This window comes from Maricaulis sp. B-26 (assembly GCF_056857855.1).
Genome location: NZ_JBSXNX010000008.1, coordinates 1 through 21,563 on the forward strand (window position 1 = coordinate 1; position 21,563 = coordinate 21,563).

Genomic DNA, 21,563 nt, shown 5'->3' on the forward strand with positions numbered 1-21,563 from the left:
GCTACAGACCACCAGCTCCTGAAGCGCTCTTGCCAGCGACTTGTCTGCCGCCCTACGTTGAGGGCGTGCCGGCATGACCGCCGCACATAACCCGCCGGGCCCTAACTTTAAAACTGGGCCACTTGGGTGGGGCAGGCCACAAGCGTTATCCGGCTCTGTTTCAATCACCGCGATCTGCAATCACGGGAACGCTCGGATTATTGTCGCTACCAGGCCAACCATACAGTGGATCTTGCTCCTCAACCGACTTAGGCGGGCAAGCCGCGTGGAACAATCAGGGTGTATGGCTCACACCAACTGAATTCGCGCCGGTCGGTACAGCCGAGAGGCTACACTAATTGAGCATGAAGAGTGACCGTACAACGCATAGGCAGCTCGCTTTGACGGCAAGCCCTAGTCTCACCGTCAAAGCAATTTGAGCAATCTAATGTCTGTGGCCGTTGCCGGCTGATTGATGGTCGTGATCGCCAGAGTTTTGTTCCTCGCCCTGACCGTGATCATGCATCGATTGCATCATGTCGTGACACTGCTGCATGCGCGTTCGCATGGCTTCGTCCATGTTTTCCATCATCGCTTGGCGGGAGGCTTGGTCATGATGATCCGAGTTATCGCCCATCATCTCGTCGTGCATGGACCGACACTCCTCCATCGTCGGCATTTGCGACTGAGCGCCATGGTCGTGATCTCCATGATTATGGTCTTGCGCAATAGCGGTGCCGCCTAGCATTGTGAGGCTCATCGCGCCGAGCCCAGCTACCACTAACTTATTCATATCTTTCTCCTTAATCAGTCAATTGGGGTGCGCCCCAAACTCAAAACCAAATTCGTAGCCCCGTCACCAAGGCGGTGTTTTCCGTACGGCCACCGGCGGCGGTCACGTAGTCGGCCGTCGCCCCAAAGGTGCGTGACCATTCAACGCCGACATAGGGCGCAAATTCCCGAAAAATCTCGTAGCGCAGTCGCAACCCGACAACAGCGGAGTTCACGCCGCTGCCGGTCTCAAGTTCCGGAATGTCTTCTGCAGACCAGGTCCATTCGGTCCTGGGTTGCAAAATGAGCCGCTGAGTCAGCAGGAGCTCATACTCAGCTTCAAATTGTCCCGTTAGCTCTCCCTGATCGCTCAAGAACAAGGCGCCATCAACCTCAAACCAGTAAGGCGCCAGCCCTTGAATCCCGATCACAGCATGCGTGCGCATCGGGTCCGGCTCGAAATCCTGGCGGATCCCGGCCTGCAGGTCGAAATATGGCGTGATCGCGCGGCTATAGAGCAATTGGAGGTCGGCTTCTTCAAATGCCCCCTCTCCCAGCTCGAATTCCGCCTCGCTCTTCACCCAAATCCGGTTCACGCGCCCGCCATACCAGGCGTTGACATCCCAAAGCGCTATCTCTTCGTCATCGCGGCGGGATTGATATTCAAACCGGTCGGCTTGGAAGAAGAAAAGGTGCTGTCCGCCAGCGCCTTCTCTTAGCGCTTCGCGGGCCGCTTCCATCTCCTCGGGCGGGTAGTACGCATCGGCTTGATTTTGGCCCAACGCAGCGCTCGCCGTAACGATCGCCATCAAAGTCGCGGTCACCATCGAGATATGAAGTCTCATTGATGATCTCCATGGTGAGCGCCGTGCTGAGCGTGAGGGGCGTGTTCAGTGTGATTTTGATGGTGCATCTGATGATGCTGTTGCCCGGGCGTCACCGAGACGACTTGGAACATGCCGGCATGCATGTGGTAGAGAAGGTGGCAATGAAAGGCCCAATCGCCCACATCTTCCGGTGTGACATCCACTGAAAGCTTTTCGCCGGGCTTTACCGTGATCGTGTGTTTGCGCGGTTTGTGGTCACTTTCACCGTTTACAACATCAAAGAACATGCCGTGCAGGTGAATGGGGTGGGGCATCATCGTGTCATTGACCATTGTCAGTCGTACGCGCTCCCCCTGGTAGAACTGGATCGGATCAACGACCTCGCTCCAGCGACGCCCGTCAAAGGACCACATGTAGCGCTCCATGTTCGATGTGAGGTGGACTTCCACCTCTCGACCGGGCGGCCGAGTATCCGGGTTTCGATCGAGACTCTTGAGGTCCGTGTAGACCAGAACGCGGTGGCCGACATCCGCCAGGCCGGCGCCAGGCTCGTGCAGGCGGGATGTCGGTTGCATCGCCATGTTTGCGACCCCCGGCCCACCCGGGTGATCGTGCCGTTGCGGACCGCCCGTTTCGGGCGAATTCATCATTGTGTGACCTTCATGGCCCGCAGAATTGTGGCTGCCATGCTCACCGTGAGCAGACGGGCTCGCCTGCGAGGCCATCGGGGTATGGCCCATGGCCGAATGATCAATAGACGGGGCATTATGTCCGGCATGTCCGATCGAACCGTGATCCATACCCATGTCTTGCATGGTCAATGTAGGGCGCGGACGAAGCGGCGGGACAGGCGCGGTCATTCCAACACGCGGCGACAAGGTTGCTCGGGCGAAGCCGCTGCGATCGATGGATTCGCACATCATCGTGTAGGCGCGATCCTCTCGCGGCTGAACAATGACGTCATAGGTTTCAGCAACACCGATCTGGAACTCATCCGTCTCAACGGGTTGGACGTTCAGACCATCCGATTGAACAATCGTCATGGGCAAATCCGGAAACCGGACATTGAAGATCGTCATTGCCGAGGCGTTGATGAACCGCAATCGTACCCGTTCTCCCGGTGAAAACAGGCCCGTCCAATTGTCCTGCGGACCGTGGCCGTTCACGAGATATTCCAAGGTCGCGGCGGTGACGTCGGAGATGTCCGTCGGGCTCATCCGCATTTGACCCCACATCGATCGGTCTCGCAGAGCGGCGAGCAGCCCGTTTTGCCGAGAGGCCGCCACAAAGTCTGACATGGTTCTTTGCTGGAAATTATATGTATCGCTCATTTTCATGAGCTTCTCGAAGACCCTGTGCGGGCCTTCGAATGTGTAGTCGGAGAGCACCACGACGTATTCACGATCATAGGCAACCGGATCGGCCCCGGCGGGCTCGATGATGATCGGCCCGTAATGGCCCATCTGTTCCTGCAGACCGGAGTGGCTGTGGTACCAATACGTGCCCGACTGCCGGATCGGGAAGCGGTAGGTAAATGTCTCACCAGGCCGTATGCCAGGGAATGTCACGCCGGGCACACCATCCATCTGGAATGGAAGCAGTAGGCCGTGCCAGTGGATAGAGGTATCCTCGTCTAGAGTGTTGTGAACCCTCAGCGTGACCTCATCGCCCTCGCGCCAGCGCAGGAGAGGAGCCGGCAGTTGATCATTGACCGTAATCGCATTACCCGCGCGACCATCAATTAGCGCAGTCGCCCGACCAATCGAGAGGTCGAAAATTTGGCCCGACAATGGCCGCAATCCATTAAGATTTGCGGCACCCGCGGTCTGCGCCCAAGCTGGCAGCAGGCCAGTGGTCGCGGCGCCACCTATCGCTGCGGACGCGCTCAAAAACGATCGTCGTGATATCATTCACACACTCCTTCGCCCGACCTCAGACGTGTCGGGCGCTTGTGCCCGGCAGCGTCGGACCTAGGGAATCCGCGGCGGGGACAAGTCGCACGCACTCCCGGGCACAAACTTCTTCATTGCAAGGTTTACGTACACCGACGGCAGATCCCTCATGCGGAAAAATGTTCTTTGAGCAATTTTCGCGCTCGATAGATCCGCACCTCTACAGCTTTTGTGGATACGCCCATAATCTCGCCAATCCTAACCAGGGGCATTTCATCGACAACAGAAAGCAATAATGGGGTGCGTAACCCTTCAGGCATCTTCTGAATGATGTCGTGCGCTCGGGCCAATTCGCTAGTGCTTACCGCGGCGGACTCTGGGTCGGGCGCTTCAGCGACAAATTCATCCCGCTCACTTTCAATACCAACCCAATTGAGCGTTCTGCGCCGCCGGTGGTGATCGCGGGCCTTATTTCTCGCGATCACAAAAAGCCAAGCGAGAAACGGGCGATTTGGGTCGAACCGCTCGAGGTTTTTGTACACCGCCACAAAAGTATCCTGCGCGATATCCTGGGCATCATCTAAACTGCGAATATGACCCGCTAAAAACCGCAACAGGGTCTCTTGATGTTTATCCATCAAGCGATTGAACGCAGCATGATTTCCTGCCCGAGCCTCCTGAGCGAGACGAGCATCTTCATGCTCACTCTCCGTCAACTCATTCGGTGTCCGCATGAAAGGCCTGCGCCAACCTCAGGTCAAATTCTTGCACTTGATCAGGATCGAGTTCGGCACGCATAGCGAGGATGTGGTTGAGTGTTTCCATCTGCAAACCTCCCATCGCTGTGTGAAACGCTTCTGCAGCCTGTGCTACATCAGCCGAGAGTGCCTGATCACGTAGAAGCGCGGCGCCGATTTCCTGGCGTGCGCCTTCCATTTCCGCTTCGTAACGCTCGCGGATGATTGCGAACTCCGCCTCCAGGCCCTCAATGGCCTCTTCTTGCCTGGCAGACAAATGTAGTTCGTCATGCACGATCGCGTGGAGATTGGTCGCGTTTTGATTGGCACCCTCGAATACTGAAATGCCCAACCAGACGCCCAAGAATCCGCCGAGAACGCCCAGGACAGACGCGACGATGCCCGCCCGGAGCATTAGTGCTTGTCCTTCGGCGCGGCGATCATCGCGACGATCGAATAGCTGGAATCAGCATCGAAGACTGCCAGATCATCGTGCGGTGACGGTTGCGCCAGTGCCGCTCCCGACAGTCCGCCCACGACAAGAGCGAGCGCGGCGGGCGCCGCACGCACACCAATAGCCGGCATGATCGGGCGAAGAGCCTTTTGAATACGCTCTAGCCAGCTCTCCTGATTGTCGATCTTTGCCCAGACGCCGTCACGAAAGGCCCGTTGATCTATCTCAGGCGATCGTGTGACCGCTTCAAGCAGGTTATCTAGCTCTTGATCATTCATTGTCTTACTCCTTTCACTTCCCCCTAAGAGGTGTGTAGGTGCCGGATCTTCCAACCGTCATCCGAGCGTACCAACAGGGCCGTACCATGCGCATCGCGCTCTCGCGCCTCACCACGCACTTCGTATTCCATACGAATATCGAAAGTGGCAAAAGCCAGCGTCTCGTCGACTTCAATAGTGTAATTGGACCAATCATAGACATGAAATGTCACATGCTCGGCCGCAAATTCTGGCGCGAGGTGATGGTCCCGATAATTTGCCCAGCCGATATCCCGGCCCGAACCTTCAAAGATTGTGAATTCGTCACCGGACACCAGGACAAACGCCTCGGCGATGGAAACGTCTTCTTGGGCCAAACCACCGGAATAGCCCTCCAGGACGTCCATGATGTCTTCGTTATCGCCCGCCCAGGCACCCGAAGAGAGGGCCAGGCTCATAGCGAGAGCGGTTGATGTAGCTGCGATCGTCTTCATGATTGTTTCCCCTCAATTGATGACGTGGTTGGTGTTTTCAAAAAGCGGTCGCCCAAGCGACGAATGCCAGAGCGAGCTGGTTTTTCAATGATCTCGAAGGTCAGAGCTGAAGCCCCAATCATGATCACCAACAGGACCGCAAAAAGGCCGGTCGACATGGTTTCATCAATGGCGCCGACAACGTCTTGAAGGAAGTTGAAGGCCACCATGAAGAACGGCACATGGATCATGTATATGGCGTAGGAGACGTCTCCGAGATAAACGAAAATGCCCGTATTGGTCTTGGTTTCCGCGTGTCGGTCCAGTTCCGCAAGCAAGAATATCAATGGCGCGCCCAAAAGCGCGAGCACGCGGTCATCGACCGCCATATGTGCAAAGAGCAGGTAGGCGGTCACCACGACCGCCATACTTATCCAGGCGATCGATTTTGGAAGGCTCCGGATCTGACCAAGCCGATACAAGCCCACCCCAATGAGAAATTCGGGAATGATCCGGATAACGCCATAGCGCTCCGTTGCCATGGGCAATGTCTCACCAAACAGGCGCAAATGAACCTGATCGAGAACAAAAAACAACGCGACCGCTATGGCCAGAAGGACAAGAGGTCGACGCTTTAGCGCGACAGCCAGCATGAGATAAGCTGGAAAGGCAAGGTAGGCGAACCACTCCGCGCTAATCGACCAAGACGGCCCGTTCCATCCAAAATTCGGCGCAAATCCCCACGCATGCACCAATAAGAGATGGGCGGGCAGGTCTTGCAACGGAAAGCGCTCTGGTTCGAAAGGAACACCCAATTGCGCGGCCCCGAGTGCGACTACGCCCAAAAAGGCTAGCGTCGCGATGTGGAGCGGATAAATGCGGGCAAATCGCGCAATGATGAATCGCCCAAATTTGAACCGCCCCTCTTCGCGGGCCGCCACATAGACATGGGTCAGCACAAACCCTGAAAGAATGAAGAACAAATCCACGCCAAACCGACCCATGGCGAATATCTGGGAGCTCGCGTCAATGTCGACCACCCAAGGCTCTCGCCAGTGGTAAAACACTACCCAAAGCGCTGCGAAAAACCGCATCCGCGTCAAGCCAGGTAAGTTTTGTGGATAGGCCCTCACGCGTTAGCCTCCCATCAAATGTCGCAAGCCACCATGTGCCAAGGAACCGCCCAAAAATCCGTTGAGAGCCACGGCCGCAGCCGCGCCGAAAACGCTAATGTTGAGCACCAAGGACGGCACGGCGCTGGGATTTCTCCGGCGCCATTCTACCGCGGCTACCACTCCAAAAAGCCCCAAGGCTAAGCCGGTGCCGAGCCAACGGTGAGTAAGCATTACGCCAGCTTCGTTGCTCGCCATCGGACCAGAATGAGCCCAGCCGAAGAAGCCTGCGACAAGCCCACCAACTGCGCCGGTCCAGACGAGGAAGCGAACAATATCTGCATAGGCTTGCTCGTCGCGCGCCATGTTCAAGGCCTGCGCCAGGGCCGCCGCGAGGATAAGCGCGATCGGAAAATGTACCGCGACGGCATGGAATACTCCAAGCTTTGCCAGCGCGCGTTCGAACGGTGTTTTCGGCCCGTCATCACCCCAATGACTATGGCCATCGGAGGGTGCGTTTGAGTCACCGTGATGGTCATCCGCGCCCGCGCAGGGATCGTGCGCGTCTGCTTGTCCCGTGCCATGATCATGCGCTTGGGCATGGCCATGGTCGTCGCTTGAAGCATCCGTGTCATGGGCTGCCGTTGGGTCGTGCGCGTGGTCGGTTTGTTCGGCCATCGAAGAGGTGGGCGTAGCAGTCCCGTGATCATGCGGCGGTGCATTTGGATCATCGTGATGATCCGCTTGCTCCCTGTTTTCCGACGTGGTCTCTGTTTCTTGAGACACCGAAACGGGGTCATGTTCGTCCGGCGGATGGGCAAAAGCACTCGGACTGTTCAAGCCAATAATGAACAGCCCAATCAGGCTCAAAAGTGTATTCCGAAAAGACACGCGATGAACTCCCATCAAATGTGATGTGGGAGACTTACGCGTCAAACCGCCGCACCCCTCAAAAAAAGCAACATATCGGTTTGGAAAGCCAAAAGACCCGCATTTTTCTGCCGGTCGAGCACTTGCGGCGCGATAAGCGCTTCTCCACATGCACGCGTTAGCCGGTCCTGCTCGGTCGGCAGCAAACCCGCCGGCGGCCGACACAGTCGTTGAAAGTCGGCCTTGGTCCGTTTGAGCCCGCACCAGCTGACCGGCAAGCGTGGCAGATCGCTGTCATGAGCAGCACAATGCGCTCCCAGCACAGAAAACAAATTTACCGCGCGCGCATAGGTCTGGTCGGCGAGAATGCCACGTTCCGGCAGCGCTGGCATGTCAAAGGTGTCAAGCAACACAATTGGCCCTTCATCAACGCGTTCTGTCATTTCATGCGCTGTTACACCGTAGCGATGTGCACTATCCCATATCGCGAAACTTTCTGGGTGAGAGCCTGGATATTCCGGCGGCCCAGGATGAATATTGTACGGCGTAAAGATGAGCTGCTTAAGGATCGATTTGGGCACGATGACGTCCGTTAGAAAAGCAATCAGACGGACGCGGCCGGCTCGTTGTTCGACGACGCAGCTCAATTCTTTCAACGAAGTGCAAGACACCACGTCCAACGCGGGATTTTGCCGTTTCATGAAAGTTTCAAAATGAGGTCTTTCTTGTTCTCCGGTGAGCAGGACGAGGGTTCGAGCTTGCGCCTCGGTCATGATGGATGGACCGGGGTTGATAGCGATGGAAAAAACCGGGGCACGCGCTCTGCATAATAATCAAACGCTTCACCGAACGCAGAGCGGGTCTCTCGCTCCTCAATCAAGGCGAGCCGGACGTACATCCAAATAAGGACAGGATACATGGCCAGTGTGAGCAACGTTGGCCACTGAAAAAGAAAGCCCGTCAAGATGAGTACAAAACCAACATACTGTGGGTGTCGCACCCGGGCGTAAGGACCGGTTTGCGCCAACTCGCCGGTCGATTGTGCAGCGTACAAAACGCGCCAGGCACTCGCGATCAGCCAAAAGCCGCCACCGATTAACAACGCGCTTATGAGGTGAAAGGGACCCAGATGCGGATTGCCTTGCCAACCAAAGAGCATTTCCGGCAGATGGCCCGCATCATGACTGAACCAGTTGATGTCCGGATAGGCGGATTGTAGCCAACCGGATAGGACGTAAAGGGTAAGCGGAAAACCGTACATTTCGGTGAACAGCGCGACCAAAAAAGCACTGAGTGCTCCAAAAGATCGCCAGTCGCGCCAAGAGCGCGGTCGCGAAAAACTTGCTGCAAACAGGATGAAAACCGCAGAATTCAGAGCCACCAGGGACCAAAGACCATAGTCTGATTGCGTCATCGTGCTTGCCTCGAATTTCAATGGCGATCATGACGGTGCATAAAGCTGTGTCCGAAGATGCATAGCGCGAGCAGCCCCAACAAAATCCAATCGCTGGTGATGTGGGCACGGTGTTCAAACAGCAATAAAAATCCGGCAATTGCTGCAAACAGGCCGAGAATGAGCCAAGTCAAACGGGATGGTGATTTCGGCGAGGGTTCATTCATTTCTCGAGCTCGCAGGTCAGGCTGAATGTCCTGTGTTCTCCATGATTACGCCTAAGGCGCGCCCTACCCTCATCCAGCGCTGACCAAGTTTGTATTGGCGCGCCTCCGACCCGAGCCGTCATAAGCGTGAGGGATGAGTGCGCGTCGTGCGTAAGCGCAATGCAGGAGGGACGGATGAACCGACGGATATCTTTTCATACTTGGTATGTGGTATTTGTTATTTTCGCTGTCTTGATGCTGCAGACGTGGCTCTCACAGGCCAACCATCAAGAGACCGTCCCTTATAGTGAGTTTGTTACGGCGCTGGAAAACGGCGAACTGTCTGATGTCGAAATCAGCGGGCAGATCATCCGAGGAACGCGCACGAGTGCCTCTGGCGAGGTTCGCGAACATATCGTTGCGACCCTAGTGGATCCGTCACTGGCACAAACCCTGTCACAATATGACGTCACATATTCGGCGCGCGCTCAGAGTGGTGTCGCGAACGCCCTACTCTCCTGGTTCTTGCCGATGGTTTTGTTCCTGGCGATTTGGATGTTCTTTATCCGGCGAATTGCCAATCAAGGCGGAATGGGAGGGAATGCCCTTTCAATCGGTCAATCCAAGGCAAAGGTGTATGTCGAGGCCGACACGCGCGTGACGTTTGCCGATGTCGCGGGTGTTGAAGAAGCAAAGACTGAACTCAAGGAAATCGTCGATTTTCTGAAAGACCCGCAAGGCTATGGCCGCCTAGGCGCTCGTATGCCGAAGGGTATTTTGCTTGTCGGTCCGCCCGGCACCGGAAAAACCCTGTTCGCACGCGCGATGGCGGGTGAAGCGAATGTCCCGTTTTTCTCGATAAATGGTTCAGAGTTCGTTGAGATGTTTGTCGGTGTGGGCGCCGCGCGGGTCCGCGATCTATTCGAAAAAGCGCGTGAGAAGGCGCCCGCCATCATCTTTATAGATGAACTTGATGCCTTGGGGCGCGCCCGCGGTGCCTATCCTGGCCTGGGCGGACATGACGAGAAAGAACAAACCCTCAACCAATTGCTTTCTGAACTCGATGGGTTCGATCCAAGCCAAGGGTTGGTGCTGCTTGCCGCAACCAACCGCCCCGAAGTGCTAGATCCAGCGCTTTTGCGCGCCGGTCGATTTGACCGCCAAGTTCTCGTGGACCGTCCGGACAAGTCGGGGCGGATCGCCATACTGGACGTCCACACACGCCGGATCCAGATAGAGAACAATACTAGCCTTGAGGAGATCGCCGCGTTGACCCCCGGTTTTAGCGGCGCAGACCTAGCCAATCTGGTCAATGAGGCTGCCTTGCTCGCTACGCGACGTGCTGCGGACGCTGTTAGCCTCATCGATTTTGTTTCAGCGATCGAGCGCATCGTTGCCGGGCTGGAAAAGAAGAACCGTCTACTCAATCCGGATGAACGCCGAACTGTAGCCTATCATGAATTGGGACACGCGTTCGTCGCTATGGCGCTTAAGAACACAGACCCGGTTCAGAAAGTTTCCATTATACCGCGTGGAATTGGGGCCCTGGGTTACACGATCCAAAGGCCAATTGAAGACCGCTTTTTGATGTCCAAAGCGGAATTGGAATCAAAAATGGCGGTTCTCCTGGGCGGTCGGGTGGCGGAAAGGCTTGTCTTCGAGGAAGTGTCGACAGGTGCGGCGGACGACCTTCAGAAGGCCTCTCAGATCGCTCGCGCCATGGCGACCCGTTACGGTATGGTTTCTGACATCGGCCAAGTGGCCCTAGAAAAGGAAGACCAGGCGTTTTTGGGCACGCGCCTACAAGAGGGATCCCACCTTTATAGCGAGGCCACGGCGGAAAAGATCGATGCCGCCGTCCAAACTCTGATTGACGATGCCTGCCAACGGGCCACACGCATTTTAACTGAACATCGGGAGGCACTTGATACTGCCGCTGAGCTCTTGCTTGAAAAGGAAACACTCTCTGGGCCCGAACTGGCCCGAGCCACCGGAGCGTTCAAATGGAAATGACTCTTCATTTCTTGGGAGCAGCGGGAACCGTGACGGGTTCGAAATTTCTGCTGAGCGCGGGACCCCATCAATGGCTAGTCGATTGTGGATTGTTTCAAGGGTATCGAGAGCTAAGAGAGAAGAACTGGAGCCACATCCCGGTTAATCCCACCACGTTGAACGGCGTGCTCCTCACGCACGCCCACATCGATCATTCAGGCTACCTGCCGGTCTTAGTAAAAAACGGCTATTCAGGCCCGATCTACACGACACCTGCCACCGCTGATTTGTGTCGCATTTTGCTCCCCGACAGCGGGTATTTGCAAGAAAAGGACGCCGAGTTCGCCAACCGGCATGGCTTCTCGCGACACCGGCCTGCCAAGCCTCTTTATACCCGGCTTGAGGCGGAAAACTCTTTGACCCTGTTCAAAAGCATAGCGTTCAATAAGCCGCAAGTGCTCGCGCCTGGCCTCACTACGAGCTTCTTTCCGGCCGGCCATATTCTCGGCGCGGCAATAATTAAGCTCGATCTTCTCAATGGCGAAACGCTTGTTTTCTCAGGCGATCTCGGGCGAACGCGAAGCGATACCATGCTGGCGCCAACACCCATAGAGCAGGCCGATTACCTCATCATCGAATCTACGTACGGCAATCGCAAACATGAGCGTATCGAGATCGAAGATGCGCTAGAGCGCGTCCTCACGGACACTGCTAATCGTGGCGGCACGGTCATCATCCCTGCATTCGCTGTAGGGCGAGCCCAATCATTGCTGCACCATATCAGCCAGCTAAAACGCACACGCCGAATACCCGATTTACCGGTGTTCCTGGATAGCCCAATGGCGATCAACGCCAGTGAGCTATTTTGCGAACATATCGACTCGCATCGACTAAGTGCATCGCAGTGCAAGGAGGCTTGCGATGTGGCGACATATGTTCGTTCGACCGAAGACTCCAAAGCCCTCACATCTAACCGCATGCCCAAAATCATAATATCTGCTAGCGGGATGGCGACGGGGGGGCGTATCGTCCACCACATCAAAAATTACGCGTCCGATCCTCGAAACGCTCTTTTGTTTACCGGCTTTCAAGCGGCGGGAACGCGCGGGCGAGCGATCGTGGATGGGGCTAAAACCGTCAAAATTCACGGGCGCGAAGTAGCCATTCGCGCTAGCGTCTACAATCTCGAGACCCTGTCGGCCCATGCCGATGCTGATGAAATCATAGATTGGCTGGGGCAGTTTAAATCGGCGCCTAAGATAACTTTCATTGTCCATGGCGAACCAAATGCGAGCGCGGCGCTAAAATCTCGGATCGAGCGCGAACTGGGATGGTATTGCAAAATACCCGCTCTCGGCGAGATGGCGGTCCTGACATGATCAAGCGAAGCGCCGGCGCAGCGACGGAAACCGCGGCAGAGCAATCCAATACACTAGAAGCCCGACGCTTGGGGATCGACACTCACGATCACGCGATCATCTATATGAGAGCGGATTGCCATATCTGCCGAGCCGAAGGCTTTGCTAGTCATGCCCGTATCAAGATTACTGGACCGCAAGGTCAATCGCTCATCGCAACACTAAACTTGATCGTGTCAGAGTTGTTGGCTCCCGGACAGATCGGTCTTTCGGAAACGGCATGGGAAAAACTAAAATTGGTCGCAGGGGATTATGTGCGGCTCGCTCATCCAGCCCCGCTACACTCATTGAGCGCGGTGCGGTCGAAGATCTTCGGCAAGGTGCTGGATAAAAATGCTTTAGACGAGATCATCGCAGATGTCGCGGCGGGCAAATTCTCCGATATCCACCTATCGGCTTTTCTCACCGCAAGTGCTGCTCATCACCAAAATGTGGACGAAATTCGCGATCTTACGCTTTCGATGGTCGATGTCGGTCAGCGATTGGACTGGGGACGCACGCCGATCGTCGACAAGCATTGCGTCGGTGGCCTGCCGGGCAATCGCACCACACCGATTATCGTAGCTATCTGTGCCGCAGCAGGGTTGACGATGCCCAAAACGTCGTCGCGCGCCATCACGTCTCCGGCCGGCACAGCTGACACAATGGAAACATTGGCGCCGGTAGAGCTTGATCTGCTCGCGATGCGGCGTGTTGTTGAAAGTGTTGGCGGATGCGTCGTTTGGGGTGGAGCGGTTTCTCTCAGCCCCGTGGACGATGTATTTATCCGGATAGAACGCGCGCTCGACATCGACAGTGATGGACAGCTCGTCGCGTCAGTCTTGTCGAAGAAAATCGCCGCGGGTGCGACCCATCTTGTGATCGACATGCCTGTCGGGCCAACGGCCAAAGTCCGCTCGAACGAGGCCTCCGATCACTTGGAACATCTGTTTGAGCGCACCAGTTCAAGCCTTGATCTCAATCAACGCATTATCAAAACATCAGGCCTCCAGCCGGTTGGGCGCGGGATCGGCCCGGCATTGGAAGCATGGGATGTTCTCGCTGTGCTCAACAATAATCAGACCGCGGTCTCTGACCTCAGATCCAGAGCCATTCAGCTTGCCGGTGAGCTGCTAGAAATGGCGCAAGCTGCATCAGACGGGCAAGGCGTAGAAAAAGCGGCAGAACTCCTAGCGACCGGCCAGGCTTGGCGCGCTTTTCAAGCGATATGCGAGGCACAGGGCGGGCTGCGCGAGCCGCCGGTCGCAGCCCATACTCGGGTTATCGAATCTTCTCAGAATGGCAAAGTCGCCAATATTGATAATCGGCGACTTGCCAAGGCCGCCAAACTCGCCGGAGCTCCAGCGTCAAAAGCGGCGGGTATCGAATTGCTCGCCAAGCTCGGCTGTGTCGTCGAGAAAGGTCAACCATTGTTCACGCTACATGCGGAATCGATTGGTGAGCTTTCCTACGCCCACCAATACATCTTGGACGAATCCGAAATCATCACCGTAGAGGAGGAGCAATGACGCCTCTTATTTTCGCAGTTGGCGATAGCGCACCCATAGCTCGGCGGATCGCCGAAGAAATGTCTACCGACGTCGGTCGGCTCTTTTCGAAATCTTTCCCGGACGGGGAGACTTATCTCCGCTTCGACACCTCTGTAGATGGCCGAGATGTCTTTCTGGTCTGTAGTCTTGATCGGCCCGACCACAAGTATCTACCGTTAGTATTCGCAGCCGCGACGGCCCGAGAATTAGGGGCCAAGCGCGTCGTACTCATTGCGCCCTATCTCGCATATATGCGCCAAGACAACCGTTTTCAGCCTGGCGAGGCGGTGTCCTCGACCTATTTCGCCCAATGCTTGAGCGCCTGGTTTGACGGTTTAGTAACCGTCGATCCCCACTTGCATCGATATCATGACCTTAGCGAAATCTACGACATTCCGAACCGTGTTCTGCATGCCGCTGACACAATCGCCGCTTGGATAGCGGCTCACGTACCTGGAGCACTCATCGTCGGCCCGGACAGCGAGAGCGAACAATGGGTGCGTGCCGTCGCGAAGACCGCTGGCGTGCCGTTCACAGTGCTTGAGAAAGTTCGCCACGGTGATCGAGAGGTCGAGGTGTCTGTGCCAAACGTTGAGGCTTGGGAGAACCGAATCCCGATTTTGGTTGATGACATCATTTCTACGGCGCGAACAATGATCGAGACCGTAGGCCATCTTCAAAGAGCCGGGTTGCCGCCGCCTGTTTGCATCGGTGTTCATGCAATTTTTGCAGACGAAGCCTTCCTCGCGCTCCATGAGGCCGGAGCTCGACACATCATCACCTGCGACACGATCCGTCACCCAACAAATGAAATCGCCCTTGCTCCGTTGCTCGCAGCGGGGTCTCGGGATTTGTTGACCGAACTTTCGTCAACAGCGGACACAAACGAATAATGCGTGTTTTGACGATTAATTGCGGCTCTTCGAGCGCGCGTATCGCAGTTCATGATGTGGTGGGTGATGACGTGACCGAACGCGCACGGATTTCTTGCGCGAAGATTGGTCATAAAGAAGCGCGCATTAAACTGCGCGTGATCGGTTCCAACAAAGCCGAAAACTGGGACTACAAACTCGAAACACACCATCAGGCCATCCATCACCTGCTCTACCTGTTGGATAGCGAACATTGTCTCGATTACATCGAGGCTGTCGGGCATCGGTTTGTCCATGATGGCGGGCTGTTTGACGCACCGGTGGTGATCGGGCCTGCTGAGCACGCAGGGCTCGAAAATGCGGCCCGCTTCGCCCCCCTACACATGCCGGCGAGTCTCGAAGGCGTCGAGGCAGCAAGTGTCCGCCTTGGAAAATTGCCGCAAATTGCGGTCTTCGATACTCATTTTCATCAAGACCTGCCCGACCTAGCCCAGAATACGGGGCTGCCCAGGAAATTGGTGTCGCATCCGGTGAGGCGCTACGGTTTTCACGGTCTTTCCTGCGAATATGTTTTGAACTGGTTCCAATCTCAAGGATCGGTGCAATTGCCTTCACGCCTCATCGTAGCGCACCTGGGCTCAGGAGCCTCGGCTACTGCGATACTGAACGGTAAGAGCGTGGACACAACCATGGGGCTTACCCCCCTCTCCGGCTTGCCAATGGCGACCCGCGCAGGTGATCTCGATTTTGGCGCGGCTCTTTTCGTCGCCGAGAATTCGAACATGACCGTCTCCGAGCTGCGAGAATTGCTCAATGAAAAGGCAGGGTTGCAAGGTCTTTCTGGGATGTCTGGCGATATGGTCGAACTGCTCGAGTGCGCTTCCGAGTCCCCGTTAGCTTCGCACGCGATCGACTACTTCTGCTACCACGCCGCCAAACAAATCGCCGGACTGACCGTGCCGCTGGGCGGATTGGATGCGATTGTGTTTACCGGAGGCATCGGAGCGGCTAGTCAAGAGATACGAGAACGCATTTGCCGGCGGCTCTCCCATTTCGGGGTCGACGCGCCTGAGTCGCGGGCAGAAAATGTTGAGCCTCGACGCCCTGAAGAAGGAAAAGCTCAGCGAATTTTTGTCGTCAGTAGCGATGAGAACGCAGTAATCGCGCGACATGTGAACAGCACCATTTCGGCCTCACCTTGCGCCGGCTCAGATTAAAGTTTGAAGCTATGTGCTCGTTTGAGTTTGTTCGACTCGGCACAGCCCCCAACAGCGCGAACTGTCCCTAGTCCAGTGGCAGATTTCACTCTTTGTCGCGCTACGCTGTCTGGCTGGACAGTTGATGAAATTCATCGACGGGCGACACCGCTAGTATGCCCCCATCCTCAACTGCCGGCCCCATCACATCACGGATAGCAGATACCACCTCTGCGACACGTTCTTCAGCGAGAAACAGCTGGAGCCGTGCATTCGTCGTCATCAAATCTCGTTGATAGAAATTCTTATATGCGCCGTAGCCTTTTGTGTGTGAAACGCTCAATCCCGGCACTCCCAATCGGCGTAAACGCTCTTCAACCGGTTCGACCATTTCAGGGCTGATAATAGCGGTCAGGTTTTTCATCGCCATAGAAGATCTCCTCGAAAGAAAGGCTCGTAGAGATTACGCGCTGGCCGACGTCATCCCTTACACCTTTTCATCGATTTTGCCGTCGGTGCTTAGCCAACGGAATTTGAAAACCTATGACGGTCGGATTCACAGTTCGACTCTACCGTCGCGTGGCCGATGCTTCGAACAATCCAATCTCGACGTTCAACCGTCACATAACAAGCGCACTAGGCGGGTTCCTTCGAATTCGTTGCCTGCTCCCAGCGCTTCCACCCTGCTAATAATGACATGCATTCGCGCTAGACATGGGAGGGGTGGAGTGTTAATGCGAGCCATTCGCAAATATGAAATAGCGAGATAAACTGTGCGTTCACTTCTCCTTTCGGGCTCAGCCCTCTTGGCCGTTCACTCTCCCGCCTTCGCTCAAATTAATGTTTCTGATGGGGCGGACATTATCACCATCATTGGCCTTCAGGGCGATCCCGATGCCATTCCAGGCTCAGCCGATGTGCTAGATGCGGAAGACTTGGCAGTTCATGATTATGCAGACGTGACGCGCCTTTTGCGCACCGTCGCCGGCGTGAATATCCAAGAAGAGGACGGCTACGGCCTGCGCCCGAACATCGGCATGCGCGGCACCGGCCTCGACCGATCCGAGAAGATCACCCTGATGGAGGACGGCGTGCTGATGTCGCCGGCCCCCTACGCCGCACCGGCAGCCTACTACTTCCCGCACGCCGGACGCATGGCCGGCGTCGAGGTGATCAAGGGCGCCGCCGGCGTCCGTTACGGTCCGCGCACCCAGGGCGGTTCGCTGAACCTGCTCTCCACGCCGGTGCCGGAAGAAACCTCCGGCCTGCTGAACATCTGGGTCGGTGACGAGGACACCCGTCGCGGCCATGCCTATGTCGGCGGCATGACCGATGCCGGCGAGGGCGTTCGCATCGGTGGACTGATCGAGGGTTTCTTCGACAGCGCCGACGGGTTCAAGGTCATCGACGGTATGGAAGACGCCTCGACCGGCTATGATATCGAGGATTATGTCGGCAAGTTCCGCGTCGAGATCGACGGAGACGCGATCAGCCACATGTTCGAGCTCAAGGGCCAGTACTCCGACGAACTGTCCAACGAGACCTATCTCGGCCTGACCGAAGCGGATTTCGCGGCCGATCCGTTCCGCCGCTATTCCGCGAGCCAGAACGACCAGATGGATGCCGAGCATTCCGAATGGTCGCTGCGCTACCAGGGCCGGTTCGCCAATGGCCTGACCCTGTCCGGCGTCGCCTATCGCACCGATTTTGCCCGCGACTGGTTCAAGCTCGACCGCATCGATCCCGACGGTGCCGGACCGGCGGGCGCGGTGAAGATCGGCGCCCTGCTCGATGACCCGGTGACCTATGCCGACGCCTTCGAAATCGCGACCGGCGGCATCGGCTTCGTCTCGGCCGATGATGCCGTGCTGATCAAGCACAATAATCGCGAATATTACGCCCAGGGCCTCCAGCTCGAGCTCGACGGCGAAGCCAGCTTCGGCGGCGTCGAGCACGCCTGGCGTTTCGGCGTCCGCGTCCATGAGGACGAGATGGACCGCTACCAGTGGCGCGAGAACTTCCGGATGGATAACGGCACGCTGGTGCTCACCTCCGTCGATGTGCCGGGATCCGATTCCAACCGGATCGACAGCGCCGAGGCGGTGTCCTTCTTCGTCCAGGACGAAATCAGCTTTGGCCAGTGGACCTTCACGCCGGGCCTTCGCTACGAACAGGTCGACCTGCGCCGCGAAGATTACGGCAAGAACGACACCGACCGCCTCGGCACCAGCCTGGTGATCAAGGAAAACTCCGTCGATGCCTTTATCCCGGGCCTCGGCATCCGCTTCGATGTCGATGACAATCTCGCCCTCTTCGGTGGCGTCCATCGCGGTTTCGCGCCGCCGGCACCGGGTTCCACGACCCAGGAGCCGGAAGATGCGACCAACTGGGAATTCGGTGCGCGTTACTCCCAGGACAACTGGAATGTCGAGGCGATCGGTTTCTTCAACGCTTATGAAAACCTGATCGGTACCTGCACCAATTCGACCGGCGGTGGCTGCGTCATCGGCGACCAGTTCGATGGCGGTGAAGTCGACGTTATGGGCCTGGAACTGACGGCCGACGCCGATCTCGGCCGTATGGCCGGCTGGTCGGTCTCGGTGCCGGTTCGCGCCGCCTACACCTGGACCGATGCCGAATTCCAGACCGGTTTCTCTTCGGGCTTCGGTCCTTGGGGCAGTGTCGAATCCGGTGACGGCCTGCCCTACATCCCGGAAAACCAGCTCTTCGCCGCGATCGGCCTGGATGCCGGTGAATTCGGCGGTGAGGTTTCGGTGTCCTGGGTCGACGAGATCCGCACCGAAGCCGGTCAGGGCACGATCCCGGCCGACGAGCGTGTCGAAGGCCACACGGTCATGGATGCCTCAGCCTGGTATGCGATCACCGAACAGGTCCGCACCCGCATCTCTGTCCGTAACTTGGCGGACCAACGCTACGCCGTAGCCCGTAGTCCTTCAGGGCTCCTACCGGGCGCGCCCAGAGCTGTGTTGGTCGGACTTTCGGTGACGTATTGAGCAGGCCTGAGGCGCATGCCTCCAGGTTTTGGTAGACTAAATTACTGCCAAAATTCCCCTTCAGGGGAGCGAATGCCGAGCAAGACATCCTGTTCGATTTTCGAAAGACACGATTCCACCTTTTTTCCCGTCACATGACATGCTCGTTCTACAATGTGAGCCCAGGACAAACCGTTGGCAAAAAGCATCCCGTGAACATCGAGTGTGCCCCCGCGGTTCCGAAAACCCAAGAAAGCAGATCGCCGCGCGCCGGTATCAATCGGTCTCAAACAACCCGACATCGCCTCGGCGCGGGTGTGAACCGCAAAAACGCGTGCCTGAGCATGAGCAGGAAACAGGTCTTCTAACAAATACTCAGGGGCACATACCTCCGCCTCGGTTTTATCTCTGGGGATGCGGAAACGTCCCGGTTCGGCAATGTAGACGAGACTGCTGGACAATCCGGAGCGCTCCAGGCGCTCAGAGGCTTTGAGCGTTTGCTCAAGCTGATACGCACCGGTCGCCGCCAGGATTAAGGACTCTTCCCCAGAACCACTCACTCGAATTGCGCCATCGGTACACAATCGCTCGGCGTCGGGTTGCGAAAAGACCGAGGAGACAACCCGTTTGGGGCACACGATATTCCAGATTTCGCCACGCGATTTGTAAACCGCGTCGATCATCGCGAGAGCACTGTTCCAATCAGCAGGAAAGACAACCCGGCATGTGTCCGACATTTCGCCTAAAAACGCTTCTGCGAGTGTCGTGTCCTGGTGGGAAAGCTCGTTTTTACCGTTTTCCCAGGCGTGTGAAGTCGTGATCAGCGGCAAGCTCGGCCAATCGAGTGATTTGCCGGCTTCCTTGAGGTGGCGCGTAAAGATGAGATCTTGGCGGACGGCGCCGAGCATCTTGACCGCGAAGGCTTCGTAAGAAACGGCAAGTGAAAGCCCGCCCTTGTTTGCCAAGGCTGCACATATCACCGCTTCCTCATTCAGAGCGGTTATCACAGCCCCATCAACGGCTTCAGCTATACCCGGCTCTGGTGTGGTGACACGATGCTTGAGCAAATCCAGTGTAGCGTTCATTCGATTTGAGCGCATCTCGTCCGGATTGCCTACACGTACGCGCACATCCTTGTTCAGGGAAAAAAGTTCAGCAGTATAGGTATCGATCGCCTCCATCGGAGACGAGGCAAGACTTGTGTCGTCCCAACGCGGTTCGGGATATTTAAGTTCGAGCGGTTCGCGTGATACCATGGGGTGATCGCGCTCTTTTGGACGCCCAACCACAGTGTGGTTGTTGAGCGCCTGCGCGGCGGCTCTTAGCTCGTCAATGGGGACGTACAATTTACTTGCGGCCGCGTTGAATGTATCGCGAGCTGTTTCATCGTCCCGTGGATTAGCCTCGAGCGGCAGATTGTGTGCGCGATTGGTCCCGGCACCGGGAAAACCGAAGCCTTTGACCGTTTCAGCTACGCCGTAGTGAAGCGGAACCGGATAGTTTGCGTCGCCACGCTGAATAGCCTCTGAGCAGGCACTCAGACGAGATTCGATCTCTATGATACCCCAAGTGAGAGATGCGGGATCTCGACCATCCAAACTAATTGGATCGAACCCGTTGAGTTGAAGGTGTTCCTTAAACCAATCGGTTCCACCATCCTGGGCCATGCTCGACCGCTGATCGATCCGACGACCATTAGCGATCATGATTGGAGCGACCAAGCCTGTATCCTCTGCTCGCCACCATCGAGGGGCCCAATCAGAACCGCGTTGTTCTTCAAACGCACCATCGCTCAAAAATGCGACGAGCTTTTCGCCCGGCAAAGGCATATGAGGGTATAATAGTTCGGCAAAGCCCAGATATCCTCCCTCTATCATCCCACCGGCTGTCGTCGCGTTGACATGACTTCCAAGTGGAGACAATGGGCGACCATCGGCACCAACTTCGCAGGAATAGAAATCTCTCACGAGTTGAGTGAGTTTGTCGTCGCTAAGGCCGTAGTGACGAGCTTGAGCGTCGGATAGATTATTGACCAACACATTGACAGCGTCGATCGCTGCAACGCAATGCCCCTGCCCCATGAGCCAGGACCGGGTTTCTCCCGTGAGCGTATTGGCCAAAAGGTATCCGACATAGGCCGGCACCATGTTAAGCGCGCCGCCGGTATGGCCTTCCGGATTGGGCTTAAAATCTTGAGCATCAAGCGGGCGGCCATCTAGGTGGACGTTTTGCGTGTAAGTCATGTGCGCGACTAGCCACATTCCCGCGCTTGCGATCATGTCGGCGGCCCGGAAAAGCGAAAAGACGTTCGACCGAGAGGCAAATTTGTTCTTCGCGACAAGCTCATCGGCAAGCGCGTGCACACGGCACTGTATTTTCGCTTCGTGCTCGATCATCCCATACCCTGCGGCCCAGCGCGCGAAATCTGGATCATGGGCACGAAAATCCCGCGCGCGCGCCTCGATGTGATGACGTTCGTGATTTGTGCGCTGGGCGTTCATGTTGACCTCGTCTTCGATGAGTTTAATTCAAGGAGCATTCGTGCGGAAAATCTTCGTTCGCTCTCACGATTCTCTGCTAGGTACGCGTCGA

General features: G+C 56.5%; 20 protein-coding genes. 6 read left to right on the top strand and 14 right to left on the bottom strand.

Annotated features, from left to right (window positions below; translation table 11 throughout):
• Positions 1 to 424: 424 nt before the first annotated feature.
• The 12 genes from AC13HB_RS00515 to AC13HB_RS00570 form a co-directional block, all read right to left on the bottom strand.
• Entirely contained in the window at positions 425 to 772 is a 348-nt protein-coding gene (locus tag AC13HB_RS00515) for a hypothetical protein (protein WP_482947759.1), read from the bottom strand.
• A gap of 40 nt (positions 773 to 812) precedes the next feature.
• Positions 813 to 1,595 (bottom strand): copper resistance protein B, encoded by a 783-nt coding sequence (locus AC13HB_RS00520; protein WP_482947760.1) that lies wholly within the window; start codon positions 1,593 to 1,595, stop codon positions 813 to 815.
• Positions 1,592 to 3,487 carry a copper resistance system multicopper oxidase gene (locus tag AC13HB_RS00525; protein WP_482947761.1) on the bottom strand — a complete coding sequence of 632 codons (1,896 nt, stop codon included), beginning with the start codon at positions 3,485 to 3,487 and terminating at the stop codon, positions 1,592 to 1,594. Before AC13HB_RS00525 ends, AC13HB_RS00520 begins: the two co-directional genes overlap by 4 nt.
• A gap of 149 nt (positions 3,488 to 3,636) precedes the next feature.
• Positions 3,637 to 4,203: an RNA polymerase sigma factor gene (locus tag AC13HB_RS00530; protein WP_482947762.1), complete on the bottom strand. Its 567-nt coding sequence runs from the start codon at positions 4,201 to 4,203 to the stop codon at positions 3,637 to 3,639.
• Entirely contained in the window at positions 4,187 to 4,621 is a 435-nt protein-coding gene (locus AC13HB_RS00535) for a periplasmic heavy metal sensor (RefSeq protein ID WP_482947763.1), read from the bottom strand. Before AC13HB_RS00535 ends, AC13HB_RS00530 begins: the two co-directional genes overlap by 17 nt.
• Positions 4,621 to 4,938, bottom strand: a complete 318-nt coding sequence (locus tag AC13HB_RS00540; protein WP_482947764.1) for a hypothetical protein — start codon at positions 4,936 to 4,938, stop codon at positions 4,621 to 4,623. The genes AC13HB_RS00535 and AC13HB_RS00540 overlap by 1 nt, the downstream gene beginning before the upstream one ends.
• A gap of 23 nt (positions 4,939 to 4,961) precedes the next feature.
• Complete coding sequence (locus AC13HB_RS00545) at positions 4,962 to 5,411, bottom strand: nuclear transport factor 2 family protein (protein ID WP_482947765.1); 450 nt, start codon at positions 5,409 to 5,411, stop codon at positions 4,962 to 4,964.
• The gene (locus tag AC13HB_RS00550; RefSeq protein ID WP_482947794.1) at positions 5,408 to 6,484 is read right to left on the bottom strand and encodes an acyltransferase family protein; all 1,077 of its coding nucleotides are present in this window, start codon (positions 6,482 to 6,484) and stop codon (positions 5,408 to 5,410) included. Before AC13HB_RS00550 ends, AC13HB_RS00545 begins: the two co-directional genes overlap by 4 nt.
• A 42-nt stretch (positions 6,485 to 6,526) precedes the next feature.
• Complete coding sequence (locus AC13HB_RS00555) at positions 6,527 to 7,393, bottom strand: DUF2231 domain-containing protein (RefSeq protein WP_482947766.1); 867 nt, start codon at positions 7,391 to 7,393, stop codon at positions 6,527 to 6,529.
• Between the two features lie 41 nt (positions 7,394 to 7,434).
• On the bottom strand, positions 7,435 to 8,145 hold the full coding sequence (locus AC13HB_RS00560; RefSeq protein ID WP_482947767.1) for a formyltransferase family protein: 711 nt from the start codon (positions 8,143 to 8,145) through the stop codon (positions 7,435 to 7,437).
• Complete coding sequence (locus AC13HB_RS00565; RefSeq protein WP_482947768.1) at positions 8,142 to 8,786, bottom strand: methyltransferase family protein; 645 nt, start codon at positions 8,784 to 8,786, stop codon at positions 8,142 to 8,144. Before AC13HB_RS00565 ends, AC13HB_RS00560 begins: the two co-directional genes overlap by 4 nt.
• 17 nt (positions 8,787 to 8,803) lie before the next feature.
• Positions 8,804 to 8,992 carry a DUF2933 domain-containing protein gene (locus AC13HB_RS00570; RefSeq protein WP_482947769.1) on the bottom strand — a complete coding sequence of 63 codons (189 nt, stop codon included), beginning with the start codon at positions 8,990 to 8,992 and terminating at the stop codon, positions 8,804 to 8,806.
• Between the two features lie 174 nt (positions 8,993 to 9,166).
• On the opposite strand from AC13HB_RS00570, the gene ftsH reads away from it, so the two are divergent.
• Genes ftsH through AC13HB_RS00595 form a run of 5 tightly spaced genes read left to right on the top strand, consistent with a single transcriptional unit; the run spans position 9,167 to position 15,999 of the window.
• Positions 9,167 to 10,984 (top strand): ATP-dependent zinc metalloprotease FtsH, encoded by a 1,818-nt coding sequence (gene ftsH, locus AC13HB_RS00575; RefSeq protein ID WP_482947770.1) that lies wholly within the window; start codon positions 9,167 to 9,169, stop codon positions 10,982 to 10,984.
• The gene (locus AC13HB_RS00580; RefSeq protein ID WP_482947771.1) at positions 10,975 to 12,342 is read left to right on the top strand and encodes an MBL fold metallo-hydrolase RNA specificity domain-containing protein; all 1,368 of its coding nucleotides are present in this window, start codon (positions 10,975 to 10,977) and stop codon (positions 12,340 to 12,342) included. The genes ftsH and AC13HB_RS00580 overlap by 10 nt, the downstream gene beginning before the upstream one ends.
• Positions 12,339 to 13,889, top strand: coding sequence for a thymidine phosphorylase family protein (locus tag AC13HB_RS00585; RefSeq protein ID WP_482947772.1), 1,551 nt, complete (start codon positions 12,339 to 12,341; stop codon positions 13,887 to 13,889). The genes AC13HB_RS00580 and AC13HB_RS00585 overlap by 4 nt, the downstream gene beginning before the upstream one ends.
• Positions 13,886 to 14,803, top strand: coding sequence for a ribose-phosphate pyrophosphokinase (locus AC13HB_RS00590; RefSeq protein WP_482947773.1), 918 nt, complete (start codon positions 13,886 to 13,888; stop codon positions 14,801 to 14,803). Before AC13HB_RS00585 ends, AC13HB_RS00590 begins: the two co-directional genes overlap by 4 nt.
• Positions 14,803 to 15,999, top strand: coding sequence for an acetate/propionate family kinase (locus AC13HB_RS00595; protein ID WP_482947774.1), 1,197 nt, complete (start codon positions 14,803 to 14,805; stop codon positions 15,997 to 15,999). The genes AC13HB_RS00590 and AC13HB_RS00595 overlap by 1 nt, the downstream gene beginning before the upstream one ends.
• Positions 16,000 to 16,099: 100 nt before the next feature.
• Here AC13HB_RS00595 and AC13HB_RS00600 read toward each other — a convergent pair whose 3' ends face one another.
• Positions 16,100 to 16,408 (bottom strand): P-II family nitrogen regulator, encoded by a 309-nt coding sequence (locus tag AC13HB_RS00600; protein ID WP_482947775.1) that lies wholly within the window; start codon positions 16,406 to 16,408, stop codon positions 16,100 to 16,102.
• 343 nt (positions 16,409 to 16,751) lie between these two features.
• On the opposite strand from AC13HB_RS00600, the gene AC13HB_RS00605 reads away from it, so the two are divergent.
• Positions 16,752 to 18,992, top strand: a complete 2,241-nt coding sequence (locus AC13HB_RS00605; RefSeq protein WP_482947776.1) for a TonB-dependent receptor family protein — start codon at positions 16,752 to 16,754, stop codon at positions 18,990 to 18,992.
• A gap of 41 nt (positions 18,993 to 19,033) precedes the next feature.
• On the opposite strand, the gene AC13HB_RS00610 is transcribed toward AC13HB_RS00605, so the two are convergent.
• The gene (locus tag AC13HB_RS00610; RefSeq protein ID WP_482947777.1) at positions 19,034 to 21,472 is read right to left on the bottom strand and encodes a phosphoketolase family protein; all 2,439 of its coding nucleotides are present in this window, start codon (positions 21,470 to 21,472) and stop codon (positions 19,034 to 19,036) included.
• Between the last annotated feature and the right edge of the window lie 91 nt (positions 21,473 to 21,563).